Consider the following 12,790-nt stretch of genomic DNA (forward strand, 5'->3'; position numbering starts at 1 on the left):
AGACCAGCTAATTAAAGTCAAGCACAAATTTTAAAAAGCAGTTGATGATTTTGTTGCACAACAAAAAGACCATTTCGAAACACGAACAATGGATAATTTAGGTATTCTTTTATTCTAAATTATGCTACTTCCCTAGAATGATTTTCTAAATACATTCTTTGGTGTAATTTAGGATCTCTTAACTGGTAAGCTTCTTGGTTTTTCAAAACTGCAAATATGTATTTTATAAGCTTATGCATTATTGCAACTAGAGCGACCTTAGCTTTTTTACCTTTAAGATTTTCTTGATAGTATTTGAGTAAAACAGGGTTTGTAGGCTCTCCATTTCTTTTGCTTCTGATTGATGCTAAAGCAACTGCATAGAGAGCGCGCCTTCCAAAACGAGTACCTCGTTTAGACATTTTAACTCGGTCACCTTTGAAGTTTCCAGATTCATTTACAGCTGGATCAACACCAAAGAAAGCAACTAGCTGCTTAGGCTTTAAGAAGTTATCAATAGCACCTATTTCAGCAAGTATAGTTACAGCTGTGATATATCCAAGACCTTGAATAGACATTAATAATTCAGCATTTTTATTCAACGTGGGTGGAAGCTCATCGCTGTCTACAAAACTTTTAATTTCATTTAAAAGTTTAGCTATTTCATTATTAAGCGCTTCATATAGCGATATACAAGTCGTTATAGATATTGAAAGTCTTGGAGCCGATAGGCTTATATATTTAGCTGCAGTTGCGCATTCAATTAGTTTCTCATACTTTTTTTCAGCCCAACTAATGCCTTTCCTTGAACAAAGAAGAATTTTAATGATACCTTCCTTAGGGGCTGAAATAACTAGTTGGGGTGTTGGATACTCTTTCAAAATGCTTATTGAAGCATTGCTGCATGTATTAGAAAAAACATCTTGATACCCACTAAAAGCCATTGTGAGTGAACTGCTAAGTTTTTTCTTATAGCTTGTTCGATCATCCATAAGCTTATAGTAGTCATGGATCATTAATTTTAATGAGAAAACACTAATATCTGTATCACTTGAGACCTTAATATCTTCAAATTTTCCTAATCTGGCGATAGATAAAGAATCATTTTTATCATTTTTCACTTTTCTTATTTCCTTATTTTTGTTACAATTAGTAACGAGTGGATTGATAATAAATGTATCAAATTTATTATCCTTAAGAAAGTGGAAAAGAGTAAGGTGGTACACGCCAGTGGACTCCATGAAGAATACAGGCTTCATGGCATACTCTTCTTCTGCTTTTTTTATTTGCTCTAAAAAATAGTTAAAACCTTCAACAGTATGATTAATTCTAAAAGGTTTTCTAAACTGACTTCCATCGGGACAAAGGATTGAAGCAAAAGAAAATGCCGAAGCAACATCAATTCCAATAACTGTTTTGTTTAAATATTTTGACATAATAAATATCTCCTTTTATTCAAATTGAGTAGAGATTCCACTTCTATCAGTTAGTTTGCAACCTTGTTAGTGACACGGGTAATTCCAAAACAGGAAACCCAACCAGCTAAAACACAAAATACTCACTGATGGAATGATAAGCTAATTCACAAGTATAGGTATAAAAATACCTCTCAGGAGGTAAACATCTATCTTCTCTATTCATGAGATATTATAGCAGTGTGAGATAGCAATGTTAAGTTTCCTAATGGAATCTAAGGGATAAAAAACCAGAGTTAAAGATATGAATAAAAGTATGAAGTGAATAAAAATAAAGTGAACGTTAACTAGGATAAGTAAAGAAATTATTCGTTATATTTATGAGTGGTTTCTTATCAAACTTATAACTAGATTATACAAGGAGGATAATCTCAGTGCATGGTAAGCATTGTTCATAGTAGAATAGTGAATTTTGTGTACGGTCTTGAGGTTGATAGTAAAATGATGTGACAACACTATGGTATGAGATTTGTAGACTAAGTGTTTCGTTAGAGCATAGTCTAAGAGGTAAATAAAAAGGTACGATAAAAGTATTTATATAGGGTCGGTTTAATAATTAATAAACTATAATTGGACCAGTACGAGAGAATGAGTATTGCCTTAAAATTAGCAAAAGGTAGAAGGACAAAGGCAAAGGCCGGAGAGAAGGCTTGTGGCGTAGCTCCAATAGGTTATAGATGGAACAATAATAAGATAGTAGTAGATACTGCAACCGCAGCAATAGTTGAATTGATATATATAAAGTATTTAGAACTCCAGAGCTTAGGTAAAGTTAAAAACTATTTAGGTGATAATGGGTATACGACGAATAGGGGCAAGAGCTTTAGTAAACAAAGTATTAGTGATATATTAAGTAATGACTTCTACAAAGGGATTCTTACACATGGTGACATAAAAAAAGATGGCAGCCAACCTATAATAATTAATAAAATAGTATTTGGTAAAATTCAAAGTTTACTAAATAAAAATAGTAACTTATAAGATGGTAACATTACTATTTAAGCATTAATTAAATTTAGCTGAAATTTAACTCAAACATTGAGAGGGCACAAAGCCTTCTCTTTTCTTATATGGTGATCTTGGACATAGATATAGTAGTAGTTAAGGTCGCTGTATGGATTGATAAGTGCATAGAATATTAATATTATCAGCGTGGTTTTTGAATTGGGGCATTAGTTATTAATTTAATTGTTAAAGAGTAGGGAATTTAATAAAAGTGATAATAGAATCAGATTCAATAGAATGAGTAATAGAAAAAAAACCCACGCAGAGAAGGGGTAAAGGTGTGTTATATCTATATCTGAGAGTAAGACCTCATATATAATATTCTACAAAAAAATCATAAAAAAATAATAAACTATTAATGTTAAAGTATAACAATAAAAGAAATAAAGGGGAATTTAACTATATTATCGAATATATAGTTAAGTATGTAATAGGGTTAAAATAAACTATTATAAATAACATAGAGAGTAATATTAATATGAAATAAAAAAATTTATAGGCAAAATAGTGAGAGCTAGATATTGTATTTATTTCTAATTTTTTATTTTATTTTAAATAGTAATAATTATCATATTATGTACCTTTACAAGTGAATCAACGTATATTAATATTAGAGTATGAATATAATATTAATACGTTGTATGTGTAGAAGTAGCTTAATAAGTAAGAGTACCAATGTATTAATATATAGTGAAAGGGTAGTGATTAATACAAATGGATACATATGACTATATACCTAAATTAGTTAGAGCTTCGTTAGATCATGATGATAGAGCTATTAGAATGATTTCTACAACAGTAATGAGGAAAATAAAAATAATAAATCCAGAAGTTGCTTCTGAAATTGGAAAGGCATTAGATTATAATGCAATCGGTAGTTCGGCATTAAGAGGTGTGGGAATATCATCGTCTCCTATTGATAATGAGAATAGATCTGAACTTCTACGAGTAGAAGAACCGTTAAAAATAGATAAGCCTATATTTGATAGAAATACAAATCTATTTATCAGTGAATTTATAGAAGAAAGAGAAAAAAGTGAAAAACTGCTAAAAGAGGGTCTTTTTCCAACATCATCTCTTCTTTTTTATGGTCCGCCTGGAGTAGGTAAGACATATTTAGCTAAGTATTTAGCAGGCGAGCTGAATTTAAAGTTTGCAACATTAAATCTATCTGCATCAATTTCTAGTTATTTAGGAAGGACAGGTAAGAACCTTAAGAGTATTTTAGATTATGCAAAAGAAGAACCTACGTTATTGCTATTAGATGAATTCGACTCTATTGCGAAAACAAGGGATGATAATACAGAATTAGGGGAATTAAAAAGGATTGTAAATGTATTACTTAAAGAGCTTGAGGAATGGCCACATCAATCAGTGATAATTGCAGCAACAAATTTTCCGGAATTACTTGATAAAGCTATATGGAGAAGATTTGATATGAGTTTGAAAATTAACCTTCCATCTAAGGAACAAAGGTTACAGTTACTAAATGAAAAACTTATAAATGCGAATAATATCGACGAAAATACTATTAACACTATAGTGCAGATTACAGATAGTATGTCAGCTGACGATATGTGTAAGATTGTAGAAAGAGCCAGAAAGAGCAGTATATTAAAGGATGAAGATATAGTAAAAGCGCTTTTAAAAAGTGTCATTAATCAAAAGGGAAATGATGACATAAAACTTAATAAGAAAATATGTATAGAATTAAAAAATGAATGCAATTTATCTATATCAAAGATTGCTGATATTATAGGCAAAAGTAAATCCACAGTTCAATATTACTTGAAGAAAATGGAGGGATAGATATGAAAAAGGTACTGAGGCCTATTTTAACTAAAGGTGAGGAATATAATGAGGTTCCAGAAAAATTAAAAGGACCTCCAATTACAGATAAAAGACCAGTGTATAGTGTGGCTAAAAATAGATTATTACAAGAGATAAAGTGTATAAAAAATAAAATAAATACTATTCCCGAGACTTATATAATGAATGATGTAGTGCTCAGTTTAAGAATGAGAATTGATGGTTCTTCAAAAAGTTCACATCCTAGAAATTTTATTAAAGAATCAAACATTAGACAAGTTGGAACAAAAAAATGGAGTACTGAAGTGATTAATAAGAAAGAAGTAACAGAAACAAAGATTGGTAAAAGTATATTTATACTAATTAACAAAAATGAACTAGATAATTTGAGTAACACTATTCAAAGTGATTGTTTAGGAGAATTAGCTAAAGATAATATAAGAAGTATTGAAAAATTGTATATAGACGAACATTTAACAATTCTAAATTCATTTGATGAGAAGTGGGAAAAAGGAAGGATAGAAGTTATTCTTCATCCGTTTTTTAATGAAGAAGATAAAATGATAGCTCAATTTAAAAAAATCGTTATAGATAATGGTGGCAACGTAGACTCAATTAGATTAAAAAAATACGATGACGGGCCTATATTTATTTCTATGGTAGCAGATACTGATACTATTAAAAAAATAAGTCCATTTAATCCTTTGAGAGCTGTACACCCACTAATTCTAAGAAATATAGATACAGAGACTATTTCACAAGGGGAAGGTATAGTTCAACCTGTTTCGGATAATGAATTTGTTTCAGATGCTATTTTAGGTATATTTGATGGAGGTGTAACCACAAATCATAAACATTTAAACAGATATGTTACTGAGTATAATTTGACGAGTGTACCAAAAGCTGATGAATTTGTAAATCATGGTAATGCTGTTGTAGGGGTGGCTCTTTTTGGAGATTTGAAAAATATAACTATTGATAAATTACCCGTGCCCTCAATTAAGGTTGATAGTTTTAGAGTATTTCCTTTATATGATCCTGATGGATATGTTGATTTGTATGAAGTTGTCGACCATATTGAAGATGTAGTTTCTAATAGGCCTGATATAAAGGTCTTTAATATATCATTTGGTCCATGCGGTGCTATTGATGACGATATAATATCCAGATTTACATACTCGATAGATAATTTATCTAAAGATGGTAAAAGAATATTTGTTGTAGCAGTTGGGAATGATGGAGATCTAGATCACTGCTTGGGAAGAATACAATCGCCTGCAGATTCAGTAAACAATATATCAGTTGGTAGCTATTGTATTGACAACAAAACAATAATAAGGGCACCATATAGTTGCTATGGCGATGGAAGAGAAGGATCTAAGATAAAGCCTGACATAGTAGAATATGGGGGGGATGATGAGAATAGGATGCACTTTATTTCAAGTGTTGAAAATCAAAAGCTTTACAGCTATGGTACAAGCTTTTCAGCTCCAATTGTTGCCAGAAAATTAACTGAAATTCTAGGATATAGTTCAATTAAATCACCTTTGACTGCTAAAACTATCTTGATACAAACGAGTGAACATCCATCAGGTATACCGGATAAATTTTTAGGAAATGGAATTGTAAAAAATGATTATTTGGATATATTAGAATGCCAAAAGAATAAGGTTACAGTGATTTATGAAAGTAAGTTATTAAAAGCCAAAAGAGCTATACTAAATATTCCTTTTATTAAAGATTTAAGTTTTCACGGCAAAGTTAAAATTAGTTGGACAATATGCATTGCGACAAACATAGATCCTTTGGATAGTGATGATTATACAAATATGTGTTTGGAGGATACTTTTTATCCTAATATCCATAAATTTAAGTTAAGCCATCCTATAATGGAAACAACAAAAACTTTTCATGATATTAATGATTTGGTAGAAATGAACGAGTATATTCAACTTGGATGGAAGAAGCCATCTATGCCGATAAGTAGGTCTAATGCAAAAGGTAAGTATCGCACAGAACAAGAAAGAAGAGCAGATTTTAAATGGGACACGGTGGTTAAACGAACTAGTGGTGTCATTATGTATAGTGGCGTTGATGATCCATTTATTATACTACATGCATTGTCTAGAGATAAAGAAAACGTAAAAGAGGATTGGGTTAGATATTCGGCGGTTGTGACGATTGAGTATATTGGATGTACTGAAGATGCATATCAGAAGACGATATTAGAATATTCAAAGTTAGGACAGGCTAATATAACAAATATTAACGAATTAATTTATAATAATTAAATACCATATATTTGTGTATAATCATATTTTATTTTGACTCTTTTTTGCCTCTCATAGTTTAAAATAAACAGTGAGAGACAAGTATAGTTAAAAAAATAAAGCAAGTATTTAAGCCAGTTTAAGAACTATTTTAAATCGCTTAAATACTCACTTTATGAATCATTGGGTGAAGGTCAGGATACTGTCCGGCGATCATGGAAAGCAGCGACATTAATATTGTGGTAAAATTAGCCGCGGTGCACTGTGTAAAAAAAATATAAAAAATATTCTAACTAGAAAGGTAAGATTATATGTTTAATTTTAACAAAGGATTTGATTTTTGGAGTTTTTTATATGCAATAGGATTATTTATTACTTTTGCAGTAAGTATAGTTAGCCTAATATTTTCTTTTTATAATAATAAAAAAACTTTATTTATAAATACAGTTACATCAGAAAGAACGCGTTGGATTACTAAGCTCAAAGATTATTTAGCAGAGTTTTATTCAAGTATTCAATATTTCTCAATAAATGCTACTGATTCAATAGATAAGGTAAACGAAGTTAATATGCTTAGAATAAAAATCAAGCTATATTTAAACCCAATTGATGATAAGCAGTTGATAGTTTTAGTAGATGATTTATACAGATTATTAAAGAAGAGTAGAGAAATGAGTATGTATGGGAAAACTGACTTATTAGATGAAGAAAGAATTGTAAGATATAACGAACTTGAGATGAAATTAGAAGATTTAATTGATTCATCGCAAAAGATGTTAAAAGATGAGTGGGAGAGAATAAAAATGGAATCAATAAATGGATATAAAAATAAAAAAAAGAAACAAAAGATCGTGATTTTTGTAAAAGCACAACTAGTTAAGATAAATAGTTTCAATATATTTTTATATTGCATTATTGCTATTGTATTTTTTATTTTTGGGTCTTTACTAACTATGCATAATACAAATTTTGTTACGTTTATTATGATGCAAAGGGGAAATATAATTATTGGTATTATTACAGGTATAATTTCTAGTACAATCATATCACAATTCTACAAAAACAATGAGAAGAAAAGAACTGAATTACTTGAGTTTCAAAATAACAAACAAGAATATGAAAAATTTTTAGGAGTTATAAGAAATGAAATTGAATTATATAAGGATAATGATGATAAGCTACCATTAATAAGAATTTTGAATGAGCCTCATTGGTATAACGGATTTAAGGAAGAAAATCTCTTAGAAGAAGATAAAAATAATCTTGTAAAAGCATTCGAGTTGCTGAAGGAATTACAAACTTATTTAAATAACAATGAATATAATAAAGTAGAAATGGATAAATTTAGAAATAACCTGTTTAAGTGCCAGTTAAATATACTGAAAATGAAGGCTAACATACAATAACTATAACTTATATAGAATAATTTAATAGATATTTAGGGTATCATATTATAAATTTAATTTACTCTAAATATTTTGGTAAGTAAACATAAATATGGGATATATAAAGCATACTAACTAGATGCATTTGGTCAATTAATTAATTTCATACATAAATGTAAACTATTTTTATATTTTTAAAACTCTATGAATACAGTAATAATAAGTACTGGACTGAATAAGACAATGTTTTATTTTGCCCCTTATAGTTTGAATTAAATAGGCATTACTTAAACTTGGTTAAAAAGTAAAATGACTGTATGTAACGGATTGGAGCCTTTTTAAAACCAATTAAACATAGCACTTACGAACCAGCTTGTCGCAGGTTCAACTCCTGTCCGACGCACCATAACAAATGCAAGTACCTTAATGCTTTGGGTACTTGTTATTTTTTTGCTAATATTGAGTATACCTTAAAGGACTATTTTGGGACTAAGATCATAAAAATAGAGTGTTTTCATGTTAGTTAAAGCACCTTTGATAAATCGGTTTGTATGAAAAAAAGCAAAGACATTTATTATCCTTGCTTTTTATCCTGTATGTTTTTTTATTGAATAGATGGTCAAATAATAAACGTTGTATCTTCTTCCCATATGTTCTCCAAAGTAGAAAATATTTTTGAAATTCCTTTTTCTCTTAATCCAACAGCTATGATTAATGCATTTATTACACTAAGTGGGGCTACTAATGAATCAACAAAGGAAGTCATATTACTTTGTGCTATTAATGTATAGTTAGCCTGCGCCGCTAAGGGGGATAATAAACTATCTGTAATTACTACAATATTGGCATTTTTGATTTTAGCAAAGGATAGAGCTTCAATTGTTATTTTAGTATACCTAGGAAATCCTATCCCAATTACTATATCTTGTTCATCAACATTAAGCATTTGCTCGAATATATCACTAACGCCATAGGCAACTACCTTAACATTATCTAAAATAAGATTTAAATAAAAAGCTAAGAATTCAGATAATGCAGATGAGTCTCTAAGTCCAATTATATATATTTTTCTAGCTTTAAATAGTGAATCAACTATATCTTCAAAAGTTTGATAATTAATATTTTCTAAAGTAGCTTTAATATTTTCCATATCAGCTTTTAATACACACTTTAGAGCAGTTTCTTGGGTCATGTAGTCATTAGATAATTCAATTCTTTGAACAGTAGTTAATTTATTTCTAATTAATTGTTGAAGAGATTTTTGTAGTTTCGGATAACCATTAAATCCTAACTCGCTTGCAAATCTTACAACAGTTGATTCACTTACTCCTATACTAGTACCTAATTTAGCGGCTGTCATAAACGCTGCTTTATCATAGTGTAATAGAATATATTCCGCTATCAGTTTTTGGCCTTTACTTAAATGTGTAAACTTAATTTGAATAGATTTCATCAAATCTTGTTTGGTATTTTCCAATTAACTCAATCCTTTCTATACAAATACCGAATGTTTAGTTATCCTCGCATCAACTCTTGGTGGTTCTCTGGACCTGCTTTGATTATATTGAGGGGCACATCTTTAAACCTTTTAAAGTTTTGATTAAACTTTTCTACCAACTCATATGCCTTTTTATTATATGCGTCTTTGCTAACCCATGTACTCCTAGGATCGAGTATATCATTATCAACCTCAGGACATTCCGAAGGTACTAGGACTTTAAATATTGGATGTTCATAGAATTCTACACTTTTAAACTTATCTAATATAATGGCCTTAACCATAGCCCTTGTATATGATAAGTTAATTCTTTTTCCTTTCCCATAAACTCCACCTATCCATCCTGTATTTATAAGATATACCTCAGCATTAGATTTATCTATTTTCTCTCCAAGTATTTTAGCATAAACCGTTGGATTTAAAAGCATAAATGGTTCTCCGAAACAAGCTGAAAATGTTGCTTTTGGTGCCGTTATGCCTATTTCTGTTCCAGCAACTTTACTTGTATAACCGGACATAAAGTGATACATAGCTGCCTCTTTAGTTAGTTTACATATAGGTGGCATTACTCCAAAAGCATCAGCAGTTAAAAATATAATTTTACTGGGATTACTTCCTATACCACTAGTTTGAATATTATCTATATATTCTATTGGGTAAGCTGCCCTTGCATTTTCCGTAAATGTATTATCATTATAATCTGGAAATCCATCTTCATTTATTACTACATTTTCAAGTAGAGTTCCAAATTTTATGGCATCATATATTTCTTGTTCCTTTTCTTTATCAAGTCCTATTGTTTTTGCGTAGCAGCCTCCCTCAAAATTAAATACCCCCTTGTTACACCATCCATGTTCATCATCTCCTATAAGCTTTCTTTCAATATCAGTGGATAATGTTGTTTTTCCTGTACCTGACAATCCAAAGAAAATTGTTGTATTCCCATCAGTACCTGTATTTGCTGAGCAGTGCATTGGTAGTACACCCTTTTGAGGAAGCAAGAAATTCATTACAGAAAAAATAGATTTTTTTATCTCACCGGAGTATGCTGTTCCACCAATAAGAATTATCTTTTTAGAAAAATTTATTAGCACAAAAGCTTCAGAATTTATTCCATCTTCTTTCCCTCTAGCCTTAAAACCTGGAACCGATATTATATTGAATTCTGGTATGTGTTGTAAAAGTTGATCATCATTAGGTCTAATGAACATTTGGTTGGAAAATAGAGCTTGATATGCACATTCACATATAATCCTTATCGGAAGAGTATATTCCTTTAAAGCTCCTATAAACCCATCAAATATGAATAAATCCTTTTCCTTTAAGTAAGCTAACACATCATTATAAATTTTATCAAATTCATGTTCGTCTAATGGTAGATTTCCCTCTCCCCAATTTAATGTGTCATTTGTAATATCATCTTTTACAATAAATCTATCATTTGGAGATCTACCTGTGTATTTATCTGTATTTACTACTAAAGCACCATTATTTGATAAAACACCCTCCTTTTTTTTTATAGCAAATTCTATAAGGTGGGGTATGCTAATGTTTCTATATAAATTATTATAATCTGTTATATTTAGATAATCTAAATTAATATCCATTTATTAATTTTCCTCCTTATCAGTTAATATGTAATATGAAACAAGCTAATATGAAATTAACATTTTATATTTAAAAACATCCTTTATTTTAACTTACATTAATATATGTATAAGAGCATTTATTAATATAATTTAATCTCTTAAATCAGTTTCAGATATAAAAAATTATACAAAAGTAGTTAATTAGAGTATAATTTATTTATATACCTTCCTAATAAAAAGGAATTTAATTTTCATTAATATACACTTACAAAGCACTCATATTGTGTGAATGTACGACTGTTTTATTTTTGAGTTTCATGATAATATCATTTAAATTAGAATTAGCCTGAAAAACAAATTAATTTTCAGGCTAATTGGTTTTGTATTTATATGTTCTAAGGTGTTAGTCTAAGTGATATTCGCTTGAGTCTCACGATGATTTTTTATCATATGTTTTTTAGTTGTTGGTCCGAATATCCCGACGATAATCGCCCCAACTAACCATGTTCCTGCAATAAATATAAATACACTTCGATATCCATGACTCGTAAAAAGAAAACTAACAATGAGTGGTCCTATGAGATTGGATAATCGCCCAATTCCATAGGGGACACTCGTACCTGTTGCTCGTGCTTCCGTTGGAAATAATTCTGGTGAGTAAGAATATGCTAGGGAGGTATATGTTCTTTCAAAACAATTAACCATCAAACCGAAAATAACAATATATGCGGGTTTAAAGGTCATACCATAGAGAAGACCACTCGCGGCAATTAATACTCCTGTAATTGTAAGCAGCCATTTTCGTTCATATTTGTCAGAAATAACTGATGCCAAATAAGAACCAAGTGGAGCTCCCAGCGCACTTAACGCAACATAGGTGAGAGACTTTTCGATGTTGAATCCTTGTTTTGCCAAGAGAGTAGGAGCCCAGCTGGAATATCCGAAAAAGCCAATTGTTTGGACAATCCAGAGCACCGTTAGGACTAAAGTTCTTCTTAAATATTTACCCGTAAATAATTCGGAAACAGGGAATTTTTTAACCTTTACTTCTTCCTTAAAGTTTTCCGGTTCAGGCAAAACACCGTTTTCAATACTAACTTCAGCTTCAATATTCCTTAATATTTCATCTGCTTTATCGAATTCACCTCGACTTTCAAACCAACGAGGAGATTCTGTTAATTTTGGAATAAATAATAGGAATATCATTCCAAGTGAGCCCCAAAGGAAAACCAATCTCCAAGTCCAAGGAGCGATGGGAATAATAAATCTAGCTATCCATGTGGTTACAGGTGTTCCCATAATACCAATCATAATTGCTAACGATTGATATTTACCTCGCAACTTCCCGGGGAACATTTCATTAATATATGTGTTAGTTACAATTGTCATAGCAGCAAGTCCCATACCAGTCAAAAACCGGAAGACACCTAGAGATACAGGATTCCAGGACACTGCATTGAGTAAGGAAAACAGTGAGAAAAAAGATACAGTAGAAATTAAAGCTTTTCTTCTCCCTAATTTATCAGCAATACGCCCTCCAGCGATTGCACCAACAAACATTCCAAGAAATGAGAAAGAAGTTATATAGGCTATCACGTTTAATGACATATGCCAATTTTTCATAAGTTGAGGTGCAACGACAGCAAATGTGTTGGTATCTGCAAACTCAAAAAAATAGGCAAATGATACAGTATACAAGATGAATTTATGAAAATGAGAAATGGGTAAACGATCTAATCGATTTCCTGCATTTGAATGATTCATACTCACAATCCTCCTT

The 12,790-nt window shown here is 30.4% G+C and carries 8 protein-coding genes; 4 read left to right on the forward strand and 4 right to left on the reverse strand.

The genetic code is table 11. From position 1 onward, the window contains the following. Positions 1-119: 119 nt before the first annotated feature. Positions 120-1,415, reverse strand: a complete 1,296-nt coding sequence (locus VIM70_RS03265; RefSeq protein WP_331944083.1) for an IS110 family transposase — start codon at positions 1,413-1,415, stop codon at positions 120-122. Positions 1,416-2,042: 627 nt separating this feature from the next. Between VIM70_RS03265 and VIM70_RS03270 the strand changes: the two genes are divergently transcribed. The 4 genes from VIM70_RS03270 to VIM70_RS03285 all read left to right on the forward strand — a co-directional run bounded on the left by VIM70_RS03270 (position 2,043) and on the right by VIM70_RS03285 (position 7,944). After that, positions 2,043-2,435 (forward strand): recombinase family protein, encoded by a 393-nt coding sequence (locus tag VIM70_RS03270; protein WP_331944085.1) that lies wholly within the window; start codon positions 2,043-2,045, stop codon positions 2,433-2,435. A gap of 738 nt (positions 2,436-3,173) precedes the next feature. Beyond that, on the forward strand, positions 3,174-4,268 hold the full coding sequence (locus VIM70_RS03275; RefSeq protein ID WP_331944086.1) for an AAA family ATPase: 1,095 nt from the start codon (positions 3,174-3,176) through the stop codon (positions 4,266-4,268). 2 nt (positions 4,269-4,270) lie between these two features. Continuing rightward, the gene (locus VIM70_RS03280; protein ID WP_331944088.1) at positions 4,271-6,559 is read left to right on the forward strand and encodes a S8 family peptidase; all 2,289 of its coding nucleotides are present in this window, start codon (positions 4,271-4,273) and stop codon (positions 6,557-6,559) included. A gap of 290 nt (positions 6,560-6,849) precedes the next feature. Then, the gene (locus tag VIM70_RS03285) at positions 6,850-7,944 is read left to right on the forward strand and encodes a hypothetical protein (protein WP_331944089.1); all 1,095 of its coding nucleotides are present in this window, start codon (positions 6,850-6,852) and stop codon (positions 7,942-7,944) included. 598 nt (positions 7,945-8,542) lie between these two features. Here VIM70_RS03285 and VIM70_RS03290 read toward each other — a convergent pair. From VIM70_RS03290 to VIM70_RS03300, 3 genes are all read right to left on the reverse strand, one after another. Then, positions 8,543-9,400 carry a MurR/RpiR family transcriptional regulator gene (locus tag VIM70_RS03290; protein WP_331944090.1) on the reverse strand — a complete coding sequence of 286 codons (858 nt, stop codon included), beginning with the start codon at positions 9,398-9,400 and terminating at the stop codon, positions 8,543-8,545. Between the two features lie 38 nt (positions 9,401-9,438). Continuing rightward, positions 9,439-11,028, reverse strand: coding sequence for a phosphoenolpyruvate carboxykinase (ATP) (pckA, locus tag VIM70_RS03295; protein ID WP_331944092.1), 1,590 nt, complete (start codon positions 11,026-11,028; stop codon positions 9,439-9,441). A 390-nt stretch (positions 11,029-11,418) separates the two neighbouring features. Continuing rightward, positions 11,419-12,774 (reverse strand): MFS transporter, encoded by a 1,356-nt coding sequence (locus tag VIM70_RS03300; protein WP_331944094.1) that lies wholly within the window; start codon positions 12,772-12,774, stop codon positions 11,419-11,421. Between the last annotated feature and the right edge of the window lie 16 nt (positions 12,775-12,790).

The organism is Clostridium sp. (assembly GCF_036569345.1).
GTDB lineage: Bacteria > Bacillota > Clostridia > Clostridiales > Clostridiaceae > Clostridium_AD.

Coding starts and splice junctions, on each gene's coding strand:
- VIM70_RS03265 (WP_331944083.1), bottom strand. CDS start 1,415: ATGTCAAAATATTTAAACAAAACAGTTATTGGAATTGATGTTGCTTCG.
- VIM70_RS03270 (WP_331944085.1), top strand. CDS start 2,043: ATGAGTATTGCCTTAAAATTAGCAAAAGGTAGAAGGACAAAGGCAAAG.
- VIM70_RS03275 (WP_331944086.1), top strand. CDS start 3,174: ATGGATACATATGACTATATACCTAAATTAGTTAGAGCTTCGTTAGAT.
- VIM70_RS03280 (WP_331944088.1), top strand. CDS start 4,271: ATGAAAAAGGTACTGAGGCCTATTTTAACTAAAGGTGAGGAATATAAT.
- VIM70_RS03285 (WP_331944089.1), top strand. CDS start 6,850: ATGTTTAATTTTAACAAAGGATTTGATTTTTGGAGTTTTTTATATGCA.
- pckA (WP_331944092.1), bottom strand. CDS start 11,028: ATGGATATTAATTTAGATTATCTAAATATAACAGATTATAATAATTTA.
- VIM70_RS03300 (WP_331944094.1), bottom strand. CDS start 12,774: ATGAATCATTCAAATGCAGGAAATCGATTAGATCGTTTACCCATTTCT.